Genomic DNA, 23,285 nt, shown 5'->3' with positions numbered 1-23,285 from the left:
GCGTAATGAACAAGAAAAAGCTGGTTGTTACTCTGGTTATCGTCGCATTGATTGCGGCGGCGTATGGCGTCATTCACTATCGGCAACAGCAAGAGCGGCCGCTGACGCTGTACGGCAATGTCGATATCCGCAGCGTCAATCTCGCCTTTCGCGTCGGCGGACGGCTGACCGAACTGGATGTGGATGAGGGCGACAGCATTAAACCCGGCCAACGGCTGGCGACGCTGGACAGCGCTCCCTACCAGAACGCCTTGCATCAGGCGCAGGCCAACGTCGCCAGCGCGCAGGCGCAGTTAGGCTTATTGCAGGAAGGCTATCGTCATGAGGAGATCGCCCAGGTACGCTCCCAACGGGTACAAAGCCAGGCGGCGTATGATTACGCCAATAGCTTCTACCAGCGTCAGCAAGGTCTGTGGGCGAAACGCTCCATTTCCGCCGATGCGTTGGAAGACGCCAAAACCGCGCGCAATCAGGCGCTGGCCACCTTACAGGCGGCAAAAGACAAACTGAGCCAGTACGAAAGCGGCAACCGGCCGCAGGAGATCGCCGCGGCGCAAGCGGCGTTGGCGCAGGCCGAAGCGGCGCAGGCTCAGGCGGAACTGGATGTGGCGGATACCGGACTGTACTCCCCGTCGGCCGGCGTCATTCTTACCCGGGCGGCGGAAGCGGGCAGTATGCTCAGCGCCGGAAGTACGGTCTTTACCCTGTCATTGACGCATCCGGTATGGATCCGCGCCTATGTCAGCGGTAAAGATTTAGGCCGCGCCGTGCCGGGCAGCGAAATACTTATCTATACCGACAGCCGCCCGGACTCCCCTTACCGCGGCAAAATCGGTTTTGTCTCGCCCAGCGCCGAATTCACGCCGAAAAACGTCGAAACGGAAGACTTACGCACCGATCTGGTTTATCGCCTGCGCATCATCGTTAACGATGCGGACGACCAGTTGCGCCAGGGAATGCCGGTAACGCTGCGTTTCGCCTCGACGCATTCAAACCAGGACAAGCCGAGCCATGAATGATAAATCCGCGCTGATTGAGCTGAAGGCGCTGGAGAAAAGCTTTCCCGGGCAGGATAAACCGGCACTTGCCAGCCTCACCACTCAGATCCGCGGCGGCGCGGTCACCGGTCTGGTCGGCCCGGACGGCGCGGGGAAAACCACCCTGCTGCGTATGCTGGCGGGGTTGTTGACCCCAAGCCGCGGCGCCATGCGGGTGATCGGGTTTGATCCGATTAAGGAAGATCGCCAGCTTCACGCCATTCTAGGCTATATGCCGCAAAAGTTCGGGCTGTATGAAGATCTTACCGTGATGGAAAACCTGACGCTGTACGCGGATTTGCGCGGCATTACCGGCGAAGTGCGTCAGTCAACCTTTGACCGGCTGCTCTCTTTTACCGATCTGACTCACTTTACCACGCGGCTGGCCGGCAAGCTGTCGGGCGGCATGAAGCAAAAACTGGGGCTGGCCTGCACCCTGCTGGGCCAGCCCAAAGTGCTGCTGCTGGATGAGCCGGGGGTGGGCGTCGACCCGATTTCCCGCCGTGAGCTTTGGCAAATGGTGCATGAGCTGGCCGATGAAGGCATGCTGATCGTATGGAGCACCTCCTATCTGGACGAAGCCGAACAATGCCGGGACGTTCTGCTGCTCAATGAGGGAGAGCAACTCTATCGCGGCGAGCCGCGCCAACTGACCGAAAAGATGGCAGGTCGCAGCGTGCTGATCGCCGCGCCGTCCGGCAGTCATCGTAAATTGCTGCAACGCGCCCTGCGCCAACCGCAGGTCAGCGACGGCGTGATCCAGGGGCAATATGTGCGGCTGATTCTGAAACCGGAAGCGGATCGGTCGGCGCTGCTGGCGGCGCTGGAACTACCGGAAGCGAGCCTGAAAGACACCGCGCCGCGTTTTGAAGATGCCTTTATCGATTTGCTGGGCGGCGGGCCGGCCAGTGAGTCCTCGCTGGCGAAAATCATGCCGCAGATTGAGGTTGACGGTGAAGAAACGGTGATCGAAGCGCGGCAATTGACCAAAAAATTCGGCGACTTCGCCGCGACCGACCATGTGAGTTTCAAGGTGCGGCGCGGTGAGATTTTCGGCCTGCTGGGGCCTAACGGCGCGGGAAAATCGACCACCTTCAAAATGATGTGCGGTCTGCTGGTGCCGACGGAAGGCAAAGCGCTGGTGCTGGATATGGATCTGAAAACCAGTTCGGGCAAAGCGCGCCAACATTTAGGCTACATGGCGCAGAAGTTCTCGCTGTATGGCAACCTGACGGTGGAACAGAATCTGCGTTTCTTTTCCGGCGTATACGGCCTGAAAGGGAAAGCCCAGGACGAAAAAATCGCTGAAATGACGCAGGCCTTTAATTTCCAGCCCATTTATCGCCAGACGCCAGACGCCCTGCCGCTGGGATTCAAGCAGCGTCTGGCGCTGGCCTGCGCCCTGATGCATGAACCGGACATCCTGTTTCTGGATGAGCCGACATCCGGCGTCGATCCCCTCACCCGCCGGGAATTCTGGATACATATCAACGGTATGGTTAACCGGGGCGTGACCGTAATGGTCACCACCCACTTTATGGATGAGGCCGAATATTGCGACCGTATCGGGCTGGTTTACCACGGCAAGCTGATCGCCAGCGGTACGCCGGATGAGTTGAAACAGCGGGCCGTGGATGAAAAAACGCCCGATCCCACCATGGAACAAGCGTTTATCGCCCTGATACAGGATTACGACCGGGAGACGGATAATGGCTAATCAGATCGGCAGCATCCATTTTTCCTGGCGGCGTCTGCGAGCGCTTTGTCTGAAAGAAACCCGTCAGATTGTCCGCGACCCCAGCAGCGGGCTGATCGCTTTTGTCATTCCGCTACTGCTGCTGTTTATCTTCGGCTACGGCATCAATCTCGACTCCAGCCGCCTGCATGTCGGCATCCTGATGGAGCAGCAAAGCGAGGATGCCCGCGATCTGGCACACACCTTCGCCGCGTCGCCATTTATCGACCCGGTTATCAGTAATAACCGGCCGCAGCTGATCGAGATGATGCAGTCCGGCGCTATCCGCGGGCTGATCGTCATTCCGAATGATTTCGCCGAACAGATGGCGCATCCGGTAGCGCTGGCGCCTATTCAGGTGATTACCGACGGCAGCGAACCCAATACCGCCAATTTCGTTCAGGGCTATGCCGAAGGGATCTGGCTTATCTGGCAGCAACAGCGCGCCAGCGATCAAGGCCAGGAATTCGAGCAGCTTATCGAGGTGCAACAGCGCTATTGGTTCAATCAGGCGGCCATCAGTCAACACTTTATTATTCCCGGCGCCATCACCATTATTATGACGGTTATCGGCGCCATTCTGACCTCGCTGGTCATCGCCCGCGAATGGGAGCGCGGCACCATGGAAGCCCTGTTGTCGACCCAGGTTACCCGCAGTGAATTACTGCTGTCCAAGCTGCTCCCCTACTATGGTCTTGGCATGATGGTGATGGCGCTGTGCATTGTGGTTTCCACTTTTATCATGGGGGTGCCGTACCGGGGATCGCTGTTGCTGCTGTTTGGCATCGGCAGTCTGTTTCTGGTGAGTACGCTGGGCATGGGGCTGCTGATCTCCACGCTGACCAAAAATCAGTTTAATGCGGCGATGGTGGCGTTGAACGCCGCGTTTCTCCCGGCGGTGATGCTGTCCGGCTTTGTTTTCGAGATCGACAGTATGCCGGCGCTGGTGCGCGCCGTGTCTTACATTATCCCGGCCCGCTATTTTGTCAGCACGCTGCAAACGCTGTTTCTGGCAGGCAATATCGGCAGCGTATTACTGGTTAACCTGCTGTTTCTTATCGCGTCAGCCATTTTATTCATTGGTCTGACGGCCTGGCAAACCCGGCGCAGACTGGATTAGGGAGCTATCATGTTTCATCGCCTGTGGACATTGATTATCAAAGAACTACAGTCACTGCTGCGTGAACCGCAAACGCGCTCTATTTTGATTTTTCCGGTGATCCTACAGGTTTGCCTGTTTCCCTTTGCCGCCACGCTGGACGTGACCAACGCGACCATCGCCATTTACAGTGAGGATAACGGTCAGTCCTCTGTTGAGCTGACCCAGCGTTTCGCCACGGCAAAAGCCTTCTCCCACGTCGTATTGCTGCACAGTTCTCAGGCGATCGCTCCGACGTTGGACGAGCAGCGGGCGCTGTTGGTTATTCGTTTTCCGCCGCAGTTCTCCCGCGACATTGCCCGCGGCGACAGCGCGTCGCTACAGGTGATATTGGACGGCCGCCGTTCCAACAGCGCCCAGATCGCGGCCAACGATGTGCAGAAAATCGTCCGTGATTACCAGTTGGAATTGCTGGGCGATCGGCCCAGAATCAACAACAGCGAGCTGGTGATCCGCCACTGGTACAACCCGAATCTGGATTACAAATGGTTTATCGTGCCGTCGTTGATTGCCTTGATCGCCACCATTGGCGTGCTGATTGTCACCTCGCTGTCGGTCGCCCGCGAACGGGAACAGGGCACGCTGGAGCAACTATTGGTATCGCCGTTATCAACCTGGCAGATTTTTGTCGGCAAGGCGGTGCCGGCCTTGATCGTCGCCACCTTTCAGGCCACTATCGTGCTGCTGGCGGGGATCTTCGCCTATCAGATCCCTTTCGCCGGCTCTTTGCTGCTGTTTTACGCCACCCTGCTGATTTACGGTCTGTCGCTGGTCGGGTTCGGGCTATTGATTTCATCGATCTGCTCCACCCAACAGCAGGCATTTATCGGCGTATTTGTGTTCCTGATGCCGGCTATCCTGCTGTCCGGCTATATTTCTCCGGTGGAAAACATGCCGGAATGGTTGCAAACCCTGACCTGGATTAACCCCATCCGCCACTTCACCGACATCACCAAACAGATCTACCTTAAGGATGCCGACTTCTCCATTATCTGGGGCAGCGTGTGGCCGCTGTTGGTTATCACCGCCACCACCGGTACGGTGGCCTACGCCATTTTCCGGCGCAATATTGCATGAGAAACAGCAACAAAAAAGCCCGAGACGCGGTGACTGCGCCTCGGGCTTTTTTAGCAGAGCGTGGTATTTAGCGACGGTTGCCGAAAATGCGCAGCAGCATCAGGAACAGGTTGATAAAGTCCAGATACAGCGTCAACGCGCCGACAATCGAGTATTTGCGGAAGTTGTCTTTGTCGTCAACCGACAGTTGTTCACCCATACGTTTCAGTTTCTGCGTGTCATACGCCGTCAGACCGACAAACACCACCACCCCGATATAGGTCACCGCCCACATCAGCGCTTCGCTTTTCAGCCACAGGTTAACCAGCGAGGCTAACACGATGCCGATCAGCGCCATAAACAACAAGCTGCCGAAACCGCTTAAGTCGCGTTTGGTGGTATAGCCATACAGACTCATGGCGCCGAACATCCCGGCGGTAATCACAAAGGTGCTGGCGATGGATTCGCCGGAATAGAGGATGAAAATGCTGGAAATCGTCAGCCCGGTCAGCGCCGAGTAGAGCATGAACAAGCCGGTCGCCACCCCGCCGCTCAACCGCTGCACCATGCCGGAAATCACAAATACCAGCCCCAGTTGCACAATAATCAGGCCGAAAAAGGTTATCTTGCTGGAGAACACAAAATTAAGCACCGCAGGCGTGTTGGCGGCATACCACGACACAAACGCCGTGAGTAATAGCCCGCAGGTCATCCAGCCATAGACCTGCGCCATATAAGCCTGAATGCCTGACTGTGCACGTTCTACAATTGAATCACCCGAGCGTGGATACCTATCCATGATTTTTCCTTTGCGTTAAATCAGTTGTTTCTAAGAGGCATAGCGCCTCACCTGCCTTTATCTTAACACAAAACCGCCTGTTCAGCCGATCCGGGCGTCGCGGCCGCTACCAGCGGCGGGCGGCCTGCCGGTCGCTGTCGCGGGATTCGACCCAGCGTTCGCCGTCCGGCGTGGCTTCACGTTTCCAGAACGGCGCGCGGGTTTTCAGATAGTCCATAATGAACTGCGCGGCGTCAAACGCGGCGCTACGGTGGGCGGCGCTGACGCCGACAAAGACAATTTCATCCCCGGGGTAGAGGGCGCCGACCCGGTGAATCACGCTGATGCGCGGCAGATCCCAGCGCTCACGCGCCTGTTCGACGATCTCCGCCAGCGCCTTTTCCGTCATGCCGGGATAGTGTTCCAGCGTCAATACGCTGACGTTCTCGGCCAGATTATGGTTACGCACCTTGCCGGTAAAGGTCACCACCGCGCCATCTTCATCGCACTGCGCCAGCCACTGATATTCATCGCCGACGCTGAAATGTGCTTCACCGACGCGAATACGGGTCTCCGCCATCGTCAACCTCCGGTTACCGGTGGAAAAAAGGCCACCTCATCACCATCCTGCAACGGATGGCGCATTTCCACCAGCGACTGGTTAACCGCCGCCAGCAGCTTGCCGGACTCCAGCGCCAGCGCCCAGCGGGCGCCGCGTCGACACAGCGACTGACGCAGTTCCTCCACCGTGGCGTATTCCGCCGGCAGCGTCAGGCTATCCGTGTCGGTCAGTTCACGCACCTGGGCAAAAAACAGGACGTTAATCATGATGCCTCCGCCGTGAAATCCCCCGATTTGCCGCCGCTTTTCGCCAGCAGACGCACGGGGCCGATCGCCATATCTTTCTGCACCGCCTTGCACATATCGTAAATCGTCAGCGCCGCCACCGATGCCGCCGTCAGCGCTTCCATCTCCACCCCGGTCTTACCGGTAAGACGGCACAGCGACTCAATACGCACCCGGTTATGCTCAGGCTGCGCCTCCAGTTCCACCGCCACTTTACTCAGTAGCAGAGGATGGCAGAGCGGGATCAGTTCCCAGGTACGTTTTGCCGCCTGAATACCGGCGATGCGCGCGGTGGCGAACACATCTCCTTTGTGGTGGCGGCCCTCGATAATCATCGCCAGCGTCTGCGGGGCCATAGTGACAAAGGCTTCCGCCCGAGCTTCGCGCACGGTATCGGCCTTGGCGGAAACATCCACCATCGTCGCTTCGCCGGCGGCATTAATATGGGTCAGTTGTGACATAGACAAGGTTACTTTTTCAAATGAGGATGAAAATTACAGGGCTTTTGCCGCGCATCCAGCTGTTCCTGAATAATACGTTCCCAGGCGGTATGACAGGCGCGGGTCGACCCCGGCATGGCAAAAATCACTGTCTGATTCGCCAGACCGGCGATCGCCCGTGACTGTAGGGTGGCCGTGCCGATATCCTCATAGGACACCATGCGGAACAGCTCGCCAAAGCCTTCAATTTCACGGTCAAACAACACGCTCACCGCCTCCGGCACCACATCGCCGGCGGTAAACCCCGTCCCGCCATTGATCAGGATCGCCTGCACATCGTCGCTGGCAATCCACGCTGATACCTGCGCCCGGATCTGATAACGGTTTTCTTTCACAATGCCGCTGGCGACGATATGGTGCCCGGCGGACTGCGCCGCTTCCCGCAGGTAGTCACCGGAGGTATCATCGGCTTCGGTACGCCGCTCGGATACGGTGAGTACCGCGATATTAAGAGGAATAAATTCGCTACTGACCTTACTCATAAGCAGGCTCCTTAAGGAATAGGTTGCATTGCGGACATTACCCGCCGATAAACGACAGATTCTGCGTTATGCCGCTGTTGCCCTGATGCAGAAAATGGGTTTGTTTCTTGGTCGACAAACCGCCGGAAATGCGCATTTTCAGCGCCTCAAGCTGACTATCGTCGGCCATCACATCGCGCAACGGGATCCCCTGCTCGCCAAACAGGCAGAGATGCAGGTTGCCGATGGCGGAAACGCGCAGGCGATTGCAGCTCAGGCAAAAATCTTTCTCATAGGGCATAATCAGCCCGATTTCCCCCTGATAATCAGGATGACGAAATACCTGCGCCGGGCCGTCGCTACGCGCCCGCGCCTGCTGTTGCCAGCCCTGCGGCAGCAAGCGCCGGCGGATAGCCTCGCCGGAAATATGGTGCCGGCGAAACAGCGCGCTCCCCTCGCCGGTTTCCATCAGTTCAATAAACCGCAGTTGAATCGGACGATCTTTAATCCATGCCAGGAAAGTTTGCAGGCTGGCGTCGTTGACATCCCGCATCAGTACGGTATTCACCTTCACTTTGCTGAAACCGCAGGCGAAAGCCGCATCAATGCCGTCCATCACCTGACGGAATTTATCCTGCCCGGTAATGGCGTGGAACTGGCGGGGATCGAGACTGTCCACGCTGACATTCAGCGCGGTCAGCCCGGCGTCGCGCCATTGCGCCACGTCACGCGCCAGACGATAGCCATTGGTGGTCACCGCCAGCGTGCGGATCGCCGGGTTTTCCCGGATCGCGGCGATGATGTCGACAAAATCGCGGCGTAGCGAGGGTTCGCCGCCCGTCAGGCGCACTTTTTCAGTGCCCAATTCGGCAAACGCGCGGCTGACGCGACGAATTTCATCGAGAGACAGAAAACGGTGGGGATTGACGCCGTTCGACTTATAGCCATCCGGCAGGCAATAGGTGCAACGAAAGTTGCAGACGTCGGTTATCGACAGGCGCAAATAGTAAAACTTGCGCGCAAACGCATCGGTCAGTTGACTCACCATAAACACCTTTCCAAATACGGGAGATGCCGGCATTTCTACCTTGCACCCTGGTGACCATTCAGGCCACGGCCAGGGCGCCTTATCATGCGTCAAAAACGCATCACTTAGGCGCCAAGGCTAGGAGTTTGATTCCCGTCTATTATTTAACCCAAAGGGCCGGATAATGCCGACGCGGAACCGTGATTTTCATAAACCAGTCTACCGCCAAATACCGCAGGCAGTCACTTAAAAAAGCGGTATATAGTTTAATATATAACGTATTTTCAATACCTTATGCCGTACAGCATACGTGAAAGCCGTCGGCAAACGTTGTCTCAGGTCATACCGTCATCATGATTTTTCGCCTTTTGCATCGGAATCCGCTATTTTAGCGGCGAAAAACCAGCACCGCGGTGACGTGAAAGGTGACGGACAAACATTTCAATAATAAGGGTTACTATGCGCAATCGCACGTTAGCCGACCTTGATCGGGTTGTGGCTCTGGGAGGCGGACATGGATTAGGCCGCGTGATGTCTTCGCTTTCGTCCTTAGGCCCACGGCTGACCGGTATTGTGACCACCACCGACAACGGCGGCTCCACCGGAAGAATTCGCCGCTCCGAAGGGGGGATCGCCTGGGGCGATACCCGTAACTGCCTGAACCAGCTGATCACCACGCCCAGCGTCGCCTCCGCCATGTTTGAATACCGTTTCAACGGCAGTGGCGAACTGGCCGGGCACAATCTGGGCAACCTGATGCTGAAAGCCCTCGATCACCTGAGCGTGCGGCCGCTGGAAGCCATTAATCTGTTACGCAACCTGCTTAAAGTCGATGCCTTTCTGATCCCGATGTCCGAACAGCCGGTCGATCTGATGGCGATTGATGAACAAGGCAATCCCGTCTACGGCGAGGTCGATATCGATCAACTGCCCGCTTTGCCGCGGGATTTGACGTTGTTTCCCGCCGTTGAGGCCACGCACGAAGCATTGGACGCCATTGCGGAAGCGGACTTGATACTGATTGGCCCGGGCAGTTTTCTTACCAGCCTGATGCCGTTGTTGTTGCTTAACGATCTCACCCGCGCGCTGCGCAGAACGCCGGCGCCGATGGTGTATATCGGCAATCTGGGACATGAGCAGAGCAACGCGGCGGCCAGGCTGATGCTGGCGGAAAAGTTAACGCTGATAGAGCAGAAAGTGGGAAAAAAGATGATTGACGCGGTTATCGTTGGCCCGAAAGTGGATGTCGGCCAGGTCAGCGATCGGCTGATTATTCAGCAACCGCTGGAAGCGGCGGATGTGCCGCATCACCACGATCGCCAACTGCTGCGCCAGGCCATTGAACATGCGTTGCAGAAGCTGGGATCTCAGGCTCGCCGTCACGGCGTATAAATACATTCATTCCGGGCTAACGTCTCCCCCAAAAATCGGAATATTTAACGGCGGAGAATACTTCGCCCGCCATTTTCATGCTGCGCCCAAGCACCGGACGCCGGGCGCTCAAGCGCCGCAGCACTGCGCCCCTGGCTTGAGGCCAACATCGCCGCTCCCGACTACGACTTGAATTTTCCTGCTGTAAGCAGCTCAGTTAATGGTTTTTCCTCATATATAAAGCCAAATTTCTTATTGGATAATCCTTTTTCTACTTCATAGACTGGCCTCAGTTAAGCATCTTAGCCTCTCTCTGTGAGCTGCTCACAGATGATATTAAGGATCTCCAGATGGTTACGCTTTCACCAGAAAAGAACGCCGCATTATCACAGGGCGACAGCGCCTGGCTGCGCATTCGTCATGATGTGTTGTGCTGCCGGCTGCTGCCTGGCTCGATGATCACCGAACAGTTGCTGATGGAACGTTATGAAATCGGGAAAAGCACCTGTCGCGTCGCGCTGGCGCGTCTATGCCATGAGAACCTGATCCAATCGCGCCCGCGCAAGGGCTACCAAATCGCGCCAATCACAGTGCAGGACGTGGAAGAGATTTTCACCATCCGCGCCCAGCTTGAACCACTGGCCGCCCGGCTGGCGGTGGGCCGCGTGGACATTGATTTACTGCGGCGTCTGGAAGCCGCCTGCCGGGAAGAGATCCATGCCCCGCTATCGAAACAGATCGATGTGTTTATGAACGCCAATAAACGCTTTCATCTGGCCATCGCGCAGGCTTCCGGCAACAACCATTTGATCCGCACGCTATCCAGCCTGATGGATGAAATGCTGCGTCTGGTCGCGCTGGGTTTTAACGTGCAGGGCACCAAACCGGAAATCAAGCACGACCATAACGCCATGATCGACGCCTTCAGTCAGGGCGACTGCAAGCGCGTTGAGCTGATTGCCCGCCGGCATATCGAAACCTTTCAGGCGATGACGCTGGAAAAGGTTTACGCCACCCTGAGCCGGGACGGCGCCATCTTGCCGATTCTGGAACGGAGGCTGCAACCATGAACGCGCTGTTGCAGGCCACGCCGCCGCTCACGCAAACCTCCGGCCCTCCGCTGATACAGGCAACCGGCATCAGCAAAGCGTTTGGCGCATTGCAGGTGTTGCGTGACATTGATTTAACCCTCCATCAGGGCGAGATCCTGACGCTGCTCGGGCCTTCCGGCTGCGGCAAAAGCACGCTGCTGAATATTTTATCCGGCCTGCTAAACGCCGATAGCGGATCGCTGACCATTCAGGGGGACGACGCCGCACACTTTCAACACTGGCGGCGCATTGGCTATCTGTTCCAGGAAGATCGCCTGCTACCCTGGCGCACCGTACAGCAGAACGTGAATTTTGGCCTGGAGAATCTTCGCCTCAGTCATAACGAACGACGCCAGCGGGTTATGGATGCGCTGCATCTGGTCGGGCTGGCTGATTTCACCCGCTACTGGCCGTATCAGCTGTCGGGCGGAATGCGCAGCCGGGTCGCGCTGGCGCGCAGTCTGGTCACCGAACCGGAGATCCTGCTGATGGACGAACCGTTTTCCAAGCTCGATCCGCAGACCCGCAGCGCCATGCATGACGAAGTCCTGCGCATCCAGCGCCTGACGGGCATGTCGATCGTGATGGTCACCCACGATGTGGAAGAGGCGGTGGTGCTGGCCGACCGCGTGGTGATATTCAAACCCCATCCGGGGCATATCCACCATATTCAACCCATTGATCTGCCGCGCCCTCGTCTGCCTACCAGCCAGGTGGTCAGCGAGCAGATACGCCTGCTGCGGCTGGAGGTTTGACATGTCGCGCGCCCGTTCGCTGTCATCGCTGCTTGCGCAGCGCCTGTTTCTGCTGTCGCTGTTCCTGCTTATCTGGTGGCTGGCGGCGCTGCGGATGCCGTCATTTATTCTGCCCGGCCCGGAAAAAACCTGGCAGGCGCTACACCTGCTCTGGCACAACGGCACGCTGCTGAACGACATCGGCGTTACGCTGTCGCGCGTGGTGATGGGCTTTATCTTCGCCACCCTGATTGGCACCCCGCTGGGGCTGGCGCTGGGGGCCAGCCGGCGTCTGGCGCAGTTCTTCGAGCCGCTGTTGGCGGTGTTTAACAGCGTATCGTCGGCCATCTGGGCCATTTTCGCCATCATCTGGTTCGGTATCTCCAATGCGACGACGGTATTTGTGGTGTTTATGACCGCCATGCCGCTGATCCTCACCAATGTCTGGCAAGGGGCGCAAACGGTGGAAGCGCAGTACGTGGAGCTGGCGCGCAGTTTCCGTATGAACCGCTGGCAAACGCTGCTGAAGATCTATCTGCCGACCATTCTGCCCTATTTCTTCTCCGGCGCCCGGCTGGCGTTCGGCTTCGGCTGGCGCGTATCGCTGGTGGCCGAAACCCTGGGCGCGTCGAACGGTATCGGCTATCGCCTGCGTCAGGCGGGCGATCTGGTGCAAACCGATCAGGTGTTCGCCTGGACGCTGCTGCTGGTCACGCTCATGTTGCTGCTGGAAGGCGGCATTCTGAAACCGCTGGAACGCCGTTTGTTCCGCTGGAAAAAACTCACACAGGAATAACACGATGAAAACAATGATTACGGCGGCATTGATGGTCGCCGGGGCGCTGTTTGCCTCACCGCTCTGGGCGGCGGAAAAAGTCCGCATCGGCTACTGGACCAGCGGCGTCAGCCTCGGCTATGGCGCGGTGCTGGAAAGCACCGATTTTCTGGCTCGTCACGGCATTGACGCCGAGTTTATTCACTTTCCTGATGTTAACGCGCCGGTAAAAGCGCTGGCCTCGGGATCGATTGATCTGGCGTTCGGCGCCCCGCTGGCGGGTATCCTCAGCACCGCCGCCGAAGGCGTGCCGGTGAAAATCTTTGCCGCCACCCAACCGGCCGACGTGCAGTTCGTAGTGCCGGTTGACTCGCCCATTACCCAGCTTTCGCAATTGAAAGGTAAAAAGATCGGTATGTCCCCGGCGGGCTCGTCGGTGGCGGTGATCGCCAGCGCCATTCTATCCAGTAATTACGCGATCAACGCTGCGGATTTCTCGCTGATCGGCGGTAACGAATCGCGGCTGGCGCAGTTTCTGTCGCAGAAGCAGGTGGATGCCGCCGCCCTGCGCTCGGTCACCATCGCCCAGTTGGATGAACTGCATGTCAAACCGCTGGGCAGTTTTGCCGATGAGTGGCGCAAAATCACCGACAGCGATGCCGTTCCCTACATCGGCATCGGCGCCGTACGCAGCGATCTGATCGAAAAGCAGCCGGATACCGTGGCCCGCGTGATTGCCGCGCTGCGCGACACCCTGAGCTGGGGACAGGCTCATCCGGCCGAAGTGGTTAAGATCCTCCAGCAAAAAGCCAACCTGCCGCAGAAAGACGCCGAAGTCTATGTCAGCCGCTGGGAAAGCATGAACCGGGTTTCGTTCGAGCAGGCGGATATCGATACGCTGAAGTTACAGCACAAGGTGTTTGTGGACAGCGGCGCGATTAAAGGCCGGTTGAGCGACAACCTGTTCGTGACCGCGCCCTACCAGCAGGCGAAATCCATTCAGCCTCTGGACCATTAACCCTTAGCGACAGGAGAAATCATGTGAGCAACACCATGAAAGCACTGGTACTGACACAGCACGGCGACCTCGACCAGCTACAGGTGATCGACAACCATCCCCGGCCGGCGCCGACGTCAGGGCATGTGGTGATCCGCGTGGGGGCATCGTCATTTAACTATCACGATGTGTTTACCGTTCGCGGCATGCCGGGCATTAGCATACCGCTGCCGGTGGTGCCCGGTCTGGATTTGGCCGGCACCATCAGCGCGATCGGCGACGGCGTCACCGGCTGGCAGGTTGGCGATCGGGTGCTGATCAACCCGCTGAAGCCCGGCGTGGGGCTGATGGGGGAAATGACCGATGGCGGCATGGCGGAATACGCGCGGGTGGATGCCGCCCAGCTCATCGCCCTGCCCGACAACGTCAGCTTTGCTCAGGCGGCGGCCTTGCCGGTCGCTTACGGCACCGCGCACCGCATGCTGATTACGCACAACACCGTCAAGGCGGGCAATCGGGTGCTGATCCTCGGCGCCAGCGGCGGGGTCGGCAGCGCCTGCGTGGTGCTGGCCAAACGGCTGGGCGCCGAGGTTATCGCCTGTGCCGGCAGTCATGAAAAAGCCGAGGCGCTCAAGGCGCTGGGCGCTGACCACGTGGTCAACTACCGGGAGAACGATTTCTCAAAATGGGCCATCGCCGCCTACGGTAAACCGCAGCGTCGCAGCTATGAAGGCGGCGTCGATGTGGTGATCAACTTCACCGGCGGCGATACCTGGCGGCCTTCGCTACGCTGCCTGAAACGCGGCGGCCTCCTGCTGGTGTGCGGCGCCACCGCCGGGTACGACCCGCAGGAAGATCTCCGTTATATCTGGAGCTTCGAACTGACGGTCAAAGGTTCCAACAGCTTCTATGCCGATAATCTGATCGCCCTGCTGGACATGGTGGATCGGAGTGAAATCGAGCCGCTGATTGACCGGGTACTCCCTCTGGAACAGGCCGGCGAAGGGCTAAGGCTAATTCGCGATCGGGAAGTGCTTGGCAAGGTCATCGTCACGCCCTGATTTTGGATACTAACTCTTACAGATAAAGGTAACGCTAATGGCTGAATCCACACCGCTGAGTGCCGCCGATGTGCAGGCGCGTTTGCTGCAAGGCCCCTATCACCAGTGGCTCGGGCTGGAAGTAACGGCGCTGGGCGCAGGGGAAATCGAGTTGACCGCGCGCTGGCGCGAGGAATGGGTGGTGAATTCCGCCGGGGGATACACCCACGGCGGCATCCTCGCCGCGCTTATCGATCTGACCGCCGACTGGGCGCTGGTTTCCTATACCGGCCGGGGCGTGCCGACGCTCAATCTGCACGTCGATTATCACCGGCCGGCGCGCGGCGATCTCACGGCCCGCGGCCGGGTGATCAAAACGGGTAAACAGGTATCCTGCGCCGAAGCACAGCTGTTCGACCAAGAGGGACGCCTGATTGCCAGCGGGCGCGGCCTCTATTCCACCGCTACCGCCTGAGGAGCTGACAATGACGTTATCCCTCGACCATCTGGTGCTCAACGCCCAATTTGAAACGGATAGCGCGGCGGCGCTGCTCAGCCAGTTGGGCTTCACCCTGACGCCGCGGGGATATCACTCGATGGGATCGATCAACCATCTGGTCATGTTCGCCCACCACTATCTGGAAATCCTCGGGCTGCCGCCCGGCGAACCGGTGCGCCGCGAGGAACTGCTGGCCGGCCCCGCCGGACTCGACGGATTGGTGTTTCGCAGTCAGGATATTGCCGCCAGCGCCGCGGCGATCCAACGCGCGGGCTTTACCCCGCAACCGGTTCGCACCTTCTCCCGGCCGGTCGACATCGACGGACAACGGCAGCAGGCACGCTTTAGCACCGTCCATTTGCCGGCGGACAGCTTCAGCGCCGCTCGGATCTATTTCTGCCGACACCACACTCCGGAGCTGGTGTGGCGTGATGAATGGCAACACCATCAAAATGGTGTGACGCGCATCAGCCAATTGACCGCCGTCACCGACAATCCGGCATCGCTGGCCCGGGACTATCAGGCGCTGGGCACGCCTGCGCCGGGCTTTGAGCTGGCTTTCCTGCACCGCGACGCCTTCGTGCAGCGCTATCGGCATTTGCTGACGCCGGATCCCGACCGCGACAGCCAGTTTGCGGCGATGCGCTTTCATGGCGGCGATCGGGCGCTTATCGCCAGGCAGGCCCGGGCGCTCGGGCTGCCGCTCAGCGAACAGCCCGAGCGGCTGCTGGTGGCGCTGCCTGCGTTCAACTGCCTATGTGAGTTTCTACCATGAACGGCCGTAATCTCGGCGTACTATTCACCGACGTCGGCGACAGCCAACCGCCGGCGCTGATCGCGGCGGACGCCGATCGGCCCGCTCGCGTACTCGGTTATGCCCAGCTCAACCGCCAGGCGGACGCCATCGGGCGCGCCCTGCTGGCGCGCGGTTTCCTTCCCGGCGCAAAGGTCGCTATTCTGGCGCTCAACTCGGGAGAATATGTCGCCGCGCTGCTGGGGATCCTGCGCGCCGGGCTGGTGGCGGTGCCGATCAACATCAAACTGCCGGTCGGCGCGATTGAGCACATTTTGCGGGACAGCGGCGCGCGGTTTCTGTTTGGCGACGACGAACAGTTGGCGCGCATCGCCAGCCCGCCGCCGCACGTCAGCTTCAGCGATGACGGCCTGGAGGCGTTTTATGATTGGGGGCCGCTAACGCCCTGGCAGGCGCGGCCCGACGACGTCGCGCTGCTGTTGTATACTTCCGGTTCCAGCGGCGTCCCCAAAGGCGTCGTTCTGAGCCACGACAGCCACCTGTGGGTAGTACAAACCCGGCTGGCCGCGCGCGAGCTGCACAATGAACGGGTGCTGATCGCCGCCCCGTTTTATCATATGAACGCGCTGGCGCTAATCCTCCTCTCGCTGGCAAGCCGCGTCACCGCCGTTATACTGCCGCAGTTTAGCGCGCCGGCCTATATTCGCGCCATCCACCGCTACCGCTGTAGCTGGCTGACGGCAGTACCGCCGATGATCGCCATGATGCTGCGGGAAAAAGCGCTGCTGGCGCAAAGTGATTTGTCCTGCGTGCGGGTGGTGCGCATGGGATCGGCGCCGGTCGGCGATAGCCTGATAAGCCAGATTAACCAGCTACTGCCGCAAGCGCGCATTATCAATGCCTACGGCACTACCGAAGGCGGCCCGGTGGTTTTCGGCCCGCATCCGCAAGGACGCCCGCTGCCGCCGCTGGCTACCGGCTACCCTCATCCCCAGGTTCAGTTGCGGTTGCGCGCGCAAGACGGTCAGTTGTCCCAGTGCGGCGTACTGGAACTGAAAAGCCCGGCGCTGATGCTCGGCTACCATCAACGGCCGGATATCCCCTCGCCCTTCACTCCGGACGGTTATTACATCACCGGCGATGTATTCCGTCAGGACGACGCGGGATTTTTCACCTTCATCGGCCGTCACGATGATATGTTCGTTTGCGGCGGGGAAAATATCTATCCGAGCGAAGTCGAACAGCTGCTTGAGCGCCATCCGGCCGTACAGCAGGCCTGCGTGGTGCCGGTGGCCGATGAGATTAAAGGCGAGAAGCCGGTGGCCTGGGTGGTTTTGCGCGCCGGTCAGCAGACGGATAGCGAGACGCTCAAGGCTTTCACGTTGCAGCAGGGCGCCGCCTACCTGCATCCGCGTCATATCTGGCTGGTCGATCGTTTACCGCTGGCCGGCACCAATAAAATCGATCGCAACGCGCTGAAAGACGAAGCCGCCCGGCGGATAACGTCTGCCGGTTTGACGGGCGGCGGCGAACGCCCCGGCATAGCCCTTGATCTACCGTGAACACGCGGCGGTTTGCCGCGCTGACGGGTTAGGTTGGGGCGTTTACCGGGCGGGTTCGCGCAGCCACGGCGTACAGGTCACGCCGACCAGCATCCCTTCCGCGCTGAGGAAGCGGGTTACCCGCTGTCCCCAGGGTTCCAGCCGGTTTTCCACCAGCAGCGGATACCCCTGTTGTTTAATCGCCTGCGTTGCCGCGTCCATATCGGCAACGTCAAACTCCAGCCAGCTTTGCGGTATCGGCAACTCTGCCGGCCACCGATCCTGCCCGAAACAGGATTGGCTGGCCTGCTCCAGCGGCCACAGCGAAAAATGTTTCGCGCCCTCCAACGCCTCCGTGGTCAGATAATCACTGTTGCCCTCCATCGGCTTCAACGGCAGACGCAGCGTATCCACGTAGAGCGCATAACCGGCCGAAACCGATTTAACAATAGGGCCAAAGCCTGCAATAAACAGCACCTTCACACCGGGTATGGCGATATCCATCATGACCTCTCAGCGTTTTGGTTAACATCATCCATCAGGAAATAGCGATAAACTGCGCGCGCAACGTCTGAACCTGATCGCGCAGGCTGGCCGCCTCTTCAAACTCCAGATTTTGCGCATGGGTCATCATTTTACTTTCCAGCTCGCGGATCTTTTGCTCCAGCGCTTTCGGCGTCAGTAGCTGATAACCGGCCGCCGGCTCGGCGGCTTTCTTACCGCGGCCTTTGCCGCGGTTACTCGGCTGGCCCAGTTGCAGAATGTCGGCGATTTTCTTGTTCAATCCCTGCGGCACAATGCCATGCTCAAGGTTATAAGCCTGCTGCTTCTCACGCCGGCGCTCCGTTTCACTAATCGCCCGCTCCATCGAGGGGGTAATTCTGTCGCCATACAAAATGGCCTTGCCATTCAGGTTACGCGCCGCGCGCCCGATAGTCTGGATCAGCGAGCGCTCGGAACGCAGAAAACCTTCTTTATCCGCATCCAGAATCGCCACCAGCGACACCTCCGGCATATCCAGCCCCTCACGCAGCAGGTTGATGCCCACCAGCACATCGAACTCGCCAAGCCGCAGGTCACGAATAATTTCCACCCGCTCGACGGTATCAATATCCGAGTGCAGGTAGCGTACCCGCTCACCGTGTTCCTCCAGATATTCGGTTAAATCTTCCGCCATCCGTTTGGTCAGCGTGGTGACCAGCACCCGCTCATTCACCGCGGCGCGCAGACGGATTTCCGACAACAGATCGTCCACCTGGGTGGCGACCGGCCTGACTTCCAGCACCGGATCCAGCAACCCTGTCGGGCGAACCACCTGATCGATCACTTCGCCGCCGGATTTTTCCAGCTCATACTTGCCCGGCGTCGCCGACACATAAATGGTCTGCGGCGCCAGCGCTTCAAATTCCTCAAATTTCATCGGCCGGTTGTCCAGCGCCGACGGCAGGCGAAAACCATATTCCACCAGCGTTTCTTTACGCGCCCGGTCGCCGCGGTACATGCCGCCGATCTGCGGGATGGTGACGTGAGATTCATCGACCACCAGCAGCCCGTCGGCGGGCAGGTAATCAAACAGGGTCGGCGGCGGTTCGCCGGGGCCGCGCCCGGACAGAAAGCGGGAGTAGTTTTCGATACCCGAGCAGTATCCAAGCTCGTTCATCATTTCCAGATCAAACTGGGTGCGCTGGCTAAGCCGCTGCTCTTCCAGCAGCTTATTGTTCTCCAGCAGCACCCTGCGCCGCTCGGCCAGTTCGACCTTGATGTCTTCCATCGCCTGCAAAATACGCTCGCGCGGCGTTACGTAGTGCGTTTTAGGGTAGATGGTATACCGCGGCACGGTATGCAAAATTTGCCCGGTCAGCGGGTCGAATAGCGACAACCGTTCAACTTCCTCATCAAACAGTTCGACGCGCAGCGCCATATCGTCCGATTCAGCGGGGAAAATATCAATCACTTCGCCGCGCACGCGGAACGTCCCGCGCTGAAACGCCTGATCGTTACGCGCATACTGCAACTCCGCCAGCCGCCGCAAAATCGCACGCTGATCGATAATCATCCCCTGCGTCAGATGCAGCATCATTTTCAGATACAGATCGGGATCGCCCAGACCGTAAATCGCCGAAACCGACGCCACCACGACCACATCGCGCCGCTCCAGCATCGCTTTCGTCGCCGAGAGCCGCATCTGTTCGATATGTTCGTTTACCGATGCATCCTTTTCGATAAAGGTATCGGAACTCGGCACGTAGGCTTCCGGCTGATAGTAGTCGTAGTAGGAGACGAAATATTCCACCGCGTTGTCCGGGAAAAAGGCTTTCATTTCGCCATAAAGCTGGGCGGCCAGCGTTTTATTGGGCGCCAGCACCATGGTGGGACGATTCAGATCGGCGATCACATTGGCGATGGTAAACGTTTTTCCCGATCCCGTTACGCCCAACAATGTCTGATGCGCCAATCCATCCTCTAATCCTTCCTTTAAACGACGAATGGCTTCCGGCTGATCGCCCGCCGGTTTAAATTCGGAATTCAGTTTGAATGCTTTACTCATAGTCGAATACGTTTCTCGTGGATGGGGCTACCGGATGGCAAGCAAATGGAACCGGATGGCGATCGTGGACACTCAGGTTATTATGAGAACCAATCACGGACTTTTCCACCGTCATGATACTGGATATAAAAACAGCATCAAGGAAATTATCGCCCGTCAGGATGATTAATCGGCAAATGGGTTAGCTAGCACATCAGGTGCCAATCCACCAGCAAAAATCACGGTTATTTATCCCCAGAATTATGATTTTGGTAACTTACTGGTATGATCAGTGCCGTTAATTTATGCAACGACGCGCAAAGCGTAGTAAAGACACTTGATTTTAAATAACACAATGATTTAAAAGTAATTAATAAAAAAGCAGAGAATAACGCCAACCTGGCGAAAACCCGCGTCAGCTCTCGTCTGGCATGGCTTTTCTATCCCTCATGCACATAGTTATCCACAGAAATAGTGGATAACTCCCACCATCCCGCACCCGCCCTGAGTTGCTGAAATACGCCTGTCATAAAACATCGCTGCCGATATGGATTTTATTCACCCTTTTTCTGCGATTTATTTCATAAGTATTAAACTGAAAAATGCTAAAAACAAAAACGGATAGCCTGATGCGCATTCAAGGCTGACGAGGGCTAAGCGTGGATATCAAGCAGGTTTTTTCTATTAATTAGCAATAAATAATACGCTAACTATTTATATCGAGGATAAAGATAAGTATTGGTTATCAGGGTGGAAGCCTTAATCCAGCAGCGTCAAATCAATATACGGCCCCAAACACCGCCGCCGAGGTTCAGGCAAATGCGGAATTTCACCCAGCATCGGCGCGGGCAAACGTTGCCGTAACGTATCCAGATACGCTTGATGCCGCCTTCCCGGCAATGCAATGTCGTTGGCGATCCAGCCGCATAGCTTCAGCCCGGACTGCGCGACGGCATGGGCGGTCAACAGCGCATGGTTGATGCAGCCCAGCTTAATGCCCACCACCAAAATAACCGGCAGTTGCTCTCGCGCCACCCAATCGGCAAACGTTTCCCGTTCCGACAACGGCGTCAACCAGCCTCCCGCCCCTTCCACCAGCAGCCAGTCAGCCTGCGCCTCCAGCGCTCGCAGTCCGGCGGAAAGCGCCGTCAGCGGGATCGGTCTTTGTTCCGCCGCACTGATAATGTGAGGCGACGTGGGTTCAACAAACGCGAACGGATTGACGGTCTGGTAGTCGAGCGGTACGCTGCTGTTGGCCTGGAGCAGTAATGCATCGCCGTTGCGCGCCCCTTCAGGCGTCATTTCACAACCGGACGCCACCGGCTTATAGCCTGCGGTCCGGTATCCGGCCTGATTCGCCGCTTGCAACAGCGCGCAGCTGGCCACCGTTTTTCCGACCTCGGTGTCCGTGCCGGTGACAAACCAGCGTTTAATCACGATAAATCACTCCATAAACCAGTTGGTAGCTGAGCGGATAGCCATCCTGCCGCCGCGGGTACGCCGCTGACAATGCCGCCAGACGCGCACGGCTGAGCAATCCGGGCGGCCGTTCCTGATGCAGCCGGGTGGCCCCAATGCCTTTCAACGATTTCATCAGCGTCAGCACGTCGGGAAAGCAACAGGTGACGCACTCCTGATGAAGCTGAAAACGATACGGCCGGCAGGCCGCTTCAATCGCCGATACCGGCAGGAAACGGTTGACCCGCTGGCTGCCGTCCAGACGCCGCCAAGCCTGCGCCAGCTCCGTCAGCGACCCGTCCGCCAGCGTGGAAAAGGCTATCGCCCCGCCGGGCCGGGTCACACGATGCCACTCCGCCAACGCGCGGGATAAATCCTCGCACCACTGCACCGCCAGATTGCTATAGCAGAGATCCACGCTGTTATCCGCCAACGGCAGATTTTCGATATCCCCCAGTAAGTAGCAGTCCGCGACCTGTTGCTCGCGGGCATGGGCCAGCATGTCGGCGGACAAATCCAGCGCCGTCACGGTTTTCCCCAGCTGTTGCCAACACCGGCTGAAATAACCGGTGCCGCAGCCCGCATCCAGCACCTGTAAGCCGTGATGAGACGCAATCATACTGAGTAACCGCGTTCCGCTGGCGCGTTGCAGCGCGGCAAAACGATCGTAGTGGTCGGCCGCGCGGCCGAAAGCCCGGGCGATGGCCTGCTTATTATGGGCTTTAGTCAGCATGGAGCAGCACCGTGAGTAAGCGATCGATATCTTCCGGCTGATGCGCCGCCGTCAGCGTAATGCGCAGACGCGCGCTGCCGGGCGGCACCGTGGGCGGACGCATGGCGCTGACCCATAGCCCCTGTGAACGCAGGCGCGCCATCAGCGCCAGCGTTGGCGCATTTTCGCCGACGATCAGCGGCTGGATCGCGCTGCCGGAATTCATCAGTTGAAAAGGGGCTGTCGCCAACCCGGATCGAAACCGGGCGATGTTGCGCTGCAACGCCTCTCGCAGCGCATCCCCCTGCCGGACGCAATTCAGCGCCGCGCTCAACGCGCAGGCCTGGGCGGCGGGCATCGACGTGCTGTAAATCAAATGACGGGCAAACTGGAGCAAATATTCGGCCACCGGCTCGGCGCAGAGTACCGCCGCCCCGCTGACGCCAAAGGCCTTGCCGAAGGTGACGATAAGCAGCTCAGGATGAATGCCCTGCCGCCAGCAGCTTCCCCGCCCTTCATCCCCCAGCACGCCGATGCCGTGGGCATCATCCACCATCAGCCATGCGCCGCGTTCGCGACAGCGCCCATACAACGGTTTCAGCGGCGCGCTATCGCCGTCCATGCTGAATACCCCTTCGGTAACCGCCAGCGTTTGCCCCCCGCCGGGTTTTTCCAGCAGATGCCGTAAGGATGCAGGGTCATTATGGGTGAAACGCCGCAATGTCGCGGGCGAATGAACGGCGGCTTCCAGCAGCGATGCATGGCTCAGCTTATCCGCCAGAATACGATCCCCGTCCTGCATCAGCGCCGCCACCACCGCCTGATTGGCCGCATAGCCGGAAATAAACAGCAGCGCGCGCGGATAGCCCAGCCAGTCGGCCAACTGTTGCTCCAGCGCCGCGTGCGCATCGGTATAACCGGTGACATGGCCGGAGCCGCCGCTGCCGACGCCATACCGCGCCGCGCCCTGCTGCCAGGCATGGATAATCTCCGGATGACGGCTCAACCCCAGATAATCGTTGCTGGAGAAGTTGATGTAACGCTGTCCGTCCTGCGTCAGCCAACGGCTATTGCCTCCCTGATTGGCCTGGCGCGTGCGGTAGGCATCCTCCTGACGACGTTTTTCCAACGCCAGCGCCATGCGCCGTTGCCAGCTCATGTTCCCGTCCGGCTTTTCTTACCCCACC

The 23,285-nt window shown here is 58.6% G+C and carries 25 protein-coding genes and 1 riboswitch; of the genes, 14 read left to right on the top strand and 11 right to left on the bottom strand.

The genetic code is table 11. The annotated features are described in order from the left end of the window. Positions 1-5: 5 nt before the first annotated feature. Genes hlyD through HOY33_RS05105 form a run of 4 tightly spaced genes read left to right on the top strand, consistent with a single transcriptional unit; the run spans position 6 to position 5,008 of the window. Positions 6-1,019 (top strand): secretion protein HlyD, encoded by a 1,014-nt coding sequence (hlyD, locus tag HOY33_RS05120; RefSeq protein ID WP_172289134.1) that lies wholly within the window; start codon positions 6-8, stop codon positions 1,017-1,019. Beyond that, positions 1,012-2,754 (top strand): ATP-binding cassette domain-containing protein, encoded by a 1,743-nt coding sequence (locus HOY33_RS05115; protein ID WP_172289133.1) that lies wholly within the window; start codon positions 1,012-1,014, stop codon positions 2,752-2,754. Before hlyD ends, HOY33_RS05115 begins: the two co-directional genes overlap by 8 nt. Then, a complete protein-coding gene (locus HOY33_RS05110; protein ID WP_172289132.1) occupies positions 2,747-3,892 on the top strand; it encodes an ABC transporter permease in 1,146 nt (381 codons plus the stop codon). Before HOY33_RS05115 ends, HOY33_RS05110 begins: the two co-directional genes overlap by 8 nt. A gap of 9 nt (positions 3,893-3,901) precedes the next feature. After that, positions 3,902-5,008, top strand: coding sequence for an ABC transporter permease (locus HOY33_RS05105; protein ID WP_172289131.1), 1,107 nt, complete (start codon positions 3,902-3,904; stop codon positions 5,006-5,008). Positions 5,009-5,075: 67 nt separating this feature from the next. On the opposite strand, the gene HOY33_RS05100 is transcribed toward HOY33_RS05105, so the two are convergent. The 6 genes from HOY33_RS05100 to moaA all read right to left on the bottom strand — a co-directional run bounded on the left by HOY33_RS05100 (position 5,076) and on the right by moaA (position 8,620). Then, entirely contained in the window at positions 5,076-5,786 is a 711-nt protein-coding gene (locus HOY33_RS05100; protein WP_172289130.1) for a Bax inhibitor-1/YccA family protein, read from the bottom strand. Between the two features lie 106 nt (positions 5,787-5,892). Next, complete coding sequence (moaE, locus tag HOY33_RS05095) at positions 5,893-6,345, bottom strand: molybdopterin synthase catalytic subunit MoaE (protein WP_172289129.1); 453 nt, start codon at positions 6,343-6,345, stop codon at positions 5,893-5,895. A 2-nt stretch (positions 6,346-6,347) separates the two neighbouring features. Then, positions 6,348-6,593 carry a molybdopterin synthase sulfur carrier subunit gene (moaD, locus tag HOY33_RS05090; RefSeq protein ID WP_172289128.1) on the bottom strand — a complete coding sequence of 82 codons (246 nt, stop codon included), beginning with the start codon at positions 6,591-6,593 and terminating at the stop codon, positions 6,348-6,350. After that, on the bottom strand, positions 6,590-7,072 hold the full coding sequence (gene moaC, locus HOY33_RS05085; protein ID WP_172289127.1) for a cyclic pyranopterin monophosphate synthase MoaC: 483 nt from the start codon (positions 7,070-7,072) through the stop codon (positions 6,590-6,592). The genes moaD and moaC overlap by 4 nt, the downstream gene beginning before the upstream one ends. An 8-nt stretch (positions 7,073-7,080) precedes the next feature. Continuing rightward, positions 7,081-7,593 (bottom strand): molybdenum cofactor biosynthesis protein B, encoded by a 513-nt coding sequence (gene moaB, locus HOY33_RS05080; protein WP_172289126.1) that lies wholly within the window; start codon positions 7,591-7,593, stop codon positions 7,081-7,083. A 37-nt stretch (positions 7,594-7,630) separates the two neighbouring features. Beyond that, complete coding sequence (moaA, locus tag HOY33_RS05075; RefSeq protein ID WP_172289125.1) at positions 7,631-8,620, bottom strand: GTP 3',8-cyclase MoaA; 990 nt, start codon at positions 8,618-8,620, stop codon at positions 7,631-7,633. Then, positions 8,608-8,756, bottom strand: a riboswitch (molybdenum cofactor riboswitch). (Overlaps the previous gene by 13 nt.) A gap of 302 nt (positions 8,757-9,058) precedes the next feature. On the opposite strand from moaA, the gene yvcK reads away from it, so the two are divergent. The 9 genes from yvcK to HOY33_RS05030 all read left to right on the top strand — a co-directional run bounded on the left by yvcK (position 9,059) and on the right by HOY33_RS05030 (position 17,422). After that, the gene (gene yvcK / locus HOY33_RS05070; RefSeq protein ID WP_172289124.1) at positions 9,059-9,991 is read left to right on the top strand and encodes a uridine diphosphate-N-acetylglucosamine-binding protein YvcK; all 933 of its coding nucleotides are present in this window, start codon (positions 9,059-9,061) and stop codon (positions 9,989-9,991) included. Positions 9,992-10,320: 329 nt separating this feature from the next. Then, positions 10,321-11,040 carry a GntR family transcriptional regulator gene (locus HOY33_RS05065; RefSeq protein ID WP_172289123.1) on the top strand — a complete coding sequence of 240 codons (720 nt, stop codon included), beginning with the start codon at positions 10,321-10,323 and terminating at the stop codon, positions 11,038-11,040. Then, positions 11,037-11,816: an ABC transporter ATP-binding protein gene (locus HOY33_RS05060; RefSeq protein WP_172289122.1), complete on the top strand. Its 780-nt coding sequence runs from the start codon at positions 11,037-11,039 to the stop codon at positions 11,814-11,816. The genes HOY33_RS05065 and HOY33_RS05060 overlap by 4 nt, the downstream gene beginning before the upstream one ends. A gap of 1 nt (position 11,817) precedes the next feature. Further along, a complete protein-coding gene (locus HOY33_RS05055; protein WP_172289121.1) occupies positions 11,818-12,591 on the top strand; it encodes an ABC transporter permease in 774 nt (257 codons plus the stop codon). A gap of 4 nt (positions 12,592-12,595) precedes the next feature. Next, entirely contained in the window at positions 12,596-13,588 is a 993-nt protein-coding gene (locus HOY33_RS05050) for an ABC transporter substrate-binding protein (RefSeq protein ID WP_172289120.1), read from the top strand. A gap of 23 nt (positions 13,589-13,611) precedes the next feature. After that, positions 13,612-14,628 (top strand): zinc-binding dehydrogenase, encoded by a 1,017-nt coding sequence (locus HOY33_RS05045; RefSeq protein WP_330527407.1) that lies wholly within the window; start codon positions 13,612-13,614, stop codon positions 14,626-14,628. 37 nt (positions 14,629-14,665) lie between these two features. After that, positions 14,666-15,082, top strand: coding sequence for a PaaI family thioesterase (locus HOY33_RS05040; RefSeq protein WP_172289119.1), 417 nt, complete (start codon positions 14,666-14,668; stop codon positions 15,080-15,082). A gap of 10 nt (positions 15,083-15,092) precedes the next feature. Then, the gene (locus tag HOY33_RS05035; protein ID WP_172289118.1) at positions 15,093-15,881 is read left to right on the top strand and encodes a VOC family protein; all 789 of its coding nucleotides are present in this window, start codon (positions 15,093-15,095) and stop codon (positions 15,879-15,881) included. Then, positions 15,878-17,422, top strand: coding sequence for a class I adenylate-forming enzyme family protein (locus HOY33_RS05030; RefSeq protein WP_172289117.1), 1,545 nt, complete (start codon positions 15,878-15,880; stop codon positions 17,420-17,422). Before HOY33_RS05035 ends, HOY33_RS05030 begins: the two co-directional genes overlap by 4 nt. 42 nt (positions 17,423-17,464) lie before the next feature. Here the strand turns inward: HOY33_RS05030 and HOY33_RS05025 are convergent, their stop codons facing one another. Next, positions 17,465-17,905, bottom strand: a complete 441-nt coding sequence (locus HOY33_RS05025) for a glyoxalase (protein ID WP_172289454.1) — start codon at positions 17,903-17,905, stop codon at positions 17,465-17,467. Positions 17,906-17,939: 34 nt separating this feature from the next. Then, entirely contained in the window at positions 17,940-19,949 is a 2,010-nt protein-coding gene (uvrB, locus tag HOY33_RS05020) for an excinuclease ABC subunit UvrB (protein ID WP_172289116.1), read from the bottom strand. Between the two features lie 34 nt (positions 19,950-19,983). On the opposite strand from uvrB, the gene HOY33_RS20735 reads away from it, so the two are divergent. Further along, entirely contained in the window at positions 19,984-20,118 is a 135-nt protein-coding gene (locus HOY33_RS20735; RefSeq protein WP_256380197.1) for a hypothetical protein, read from the top strand. 569 nt (positions 20,119-20,687) lie between these two features. On the opposite strand, the gene bioD is transcribed toward HOY33_RS20735, so the two are convergent. Genes bioD through bioF form a run of 3 tightly spaced genes read right to left on the bottom strand, consistent with a single transcriptional unit; the run spans position 20,688 to position 23,257 of the window. Next, positions 20,688-21,365: a dethiobiotin synthase gene (gene bioD / locus HOY33_RS05015; RefSeq protein WP_172289115.1), complete on the bottom strand. Its 678-nt coding sequence runs from the start codon at positions 21,363-21,365 to the stop codon at positions 20,688-20,690. Next, positions 21,358-22,119, bottom strand: a complete 762-nt coding sequence (gene bioC / locus HOY33_RS05010; RefSeq protein WP_172289114.1) for a malonyl-ACP O-methyltransferase BioC — start codon at positions 22,117-22,119, stop codon at positions 21,358-21,360. The genes bioD and bioC overlap by 8 nt, the downstream gene beginning before the upstream one ends. Continuing rightward, positions 22,109-23,257, bottom strand: a complete 1,149-nt coding sequence (gene bioF, locus HOY33_RS05005) for an 8-amino-7-oxononanoate synthase (protein WP_172289113.1) — start codon at positions 23,255-23,257, stop codon at positions 22,109-22,111. Before bioF ends, bioC begins: the two co-directional genes overlap by 11 nt. Positions 23,258-23,285 lie beyond the last annotated feature (28 nt).

It is taken from the genome of Brenneria sp. hezel4-2-4 (assembly GCF_013155275.1).
In the GTDB taxonomy this organism is placed as follows: Bacteria; Pseudomonadota; Gammaproteobacteria; order Enterobacterales; family Enterobacteriaceae; genus Brenneria.
Note: the sequence above shows the minus strand (reverse complement) of the source record. Positions and strands in the feature narration are given on the sequence as shown.

Coding starts and splice junctions, on each gene's coding strand:
- bioF (WP_172289113.1), bottom strand. CDS start 23,257: ATGAGCTGGCAACGGCGCATGGCGCTGGCGTTGGAAAAACGTCGTCAG.
- moaC (WP_172289127.1), bottom strand. CDS start 7,072: ATGTCACAACTGACCCATATTAATGCCGCCGGCGAAGCGACGATGGTG.
- HOY33_RS05115 (WP_172289133.1), top strand. CDS start 1,012: ATGAATGATAAATCCGCGCTGATTGAGCTGAAGGCGCTGGAGAAAAGC.
- HOY33_RS05035 (WP_172289118.1), top strand. CDS start 15,093: ATGACGTTATCCCTCGACCATCTGGTGCTCAACGCCCAATTTGAAACG.
- HOY33_RS05110 (WP_172289132.1), top strand. CDS start 2,747: ATGGCTAATCAGATCGGCAGCATCCATTTTTCCTGGCGGCGTCTGCGA.
- moaD (WP_172289128.1), bottom strand. CDS start 6,593: ATGATTAACGTCCTGTTTTTTGCCCAGGTGCGTGAACTGACCGACACG.
- HOY33_RS05100 (WP_172289130.1), bottom strand. CDS start 5,786: ATGGATAGGTATCCACGCTCGGGTGATTCAATTGTAGAACGTGCACAG.
- HOY33_RS05065 (WP_172289123.1), top strand. CDS start 10,321: ATGGTTACGCTTTCACCAGAAAAGAACGCCGCATTATCACAGGGCGAC.
- HOY33_RS05040 (WP_172289119.1), top strand. CDS start 14,666: ATGGCTGAATCCACACCGCTGAGTGCCGCCGATGTGCAGGCGCGTTTG.
- bioC (WP_172289114.1), bottom strand. CDS start 22,119: ATGCTGACTAAAGCCCATAATAAGCAGGCCATCGCCCGGGCTTTCGGC.
- uvrB (WP_172289116.1), bottom strand. CDS start 19,949: ATGAGTAAAGCATTCAAACTGAATTCCGAATTTAAACCGGCGGGCGAT.
- moaE (WP_172289129.1), bottom strand. CDS start 6,345: ATGGCGGAGACCCGTATTCGCGTCGGTGAAGCACATTTCAGCGTCGGC.
- HOY33_RS05060 (WP_172289122.1), top strand. CDS start 11,037: ATGAACGCGCTGTTGCAGGCCACGCCGCCGCTCACGCAAACCTCCGGC.
- HOY33_RS05105 (WP_172289131.1), top strand. CDS start 3,902: ATGTTTCATCGCCTGTGGACATTGATTATCAAAGAACTACAGTCACTG.
- moaB (WP_172289126.1), bottom strand. CDS start 7,593: ATGAGTAAGGTCAGTAGCGAATTTATTCCTCTTAATATCGCGGTACTC.
- HOY33_RS05055 (WP_172289121.1), top strand. CDS start 11,818: ATGTCGCGCGCCCGTTCGCTGTCATCGCTGCTTGCGCAGCGCCTGTTT.
- HOY33_RS05025 (WP_172289454.1), bottom strand. CDS start 17,905: ATGGATATCGCCATACCCGGTGTGAAGGTGCTGTTTATTGCAGGCTTT.
- hlyD (WP_172289134.1), top strand. CDS start 6: ATGAACAAGAAAAAGCTGGTTGTTACTCTGGTTATCGTCGCATTGATT.
- HOY33_RS05050 (WP_172289120.1), top strand. CDS start 12,596: ATGAAAACAATGATTACGGCGGCATTGATGGTCGCCGGGGCGCTGTTT.
- HOY33_RS20735 (WP_256380197.1), top strand. CDS start 19,984: ATGGCAAGCAAATGGAACCGGATGGCGATCGTGGACACTCAGGTTATT.
- yvcK (WP_172289124.1), top strand. CDS start 9,059: ATGCGCAATCGCACGTTAGCCGACCTTGATCGGGTTGTGGCTCTGGGA.
- moaA (WP_172289125.1), bottom strand. CDS start 8,620: ATGGTGAGTCAACTGACCGATGCGTTTGCGCGCAAGTTTTACTATTTG.
- HOY33_RS05030 (WP_172289117.1), top strand. CDS start 15,878: ATGAACGGCCGTAATCTCGGCGTACTATTCACCGACGTCGGCGACAGC.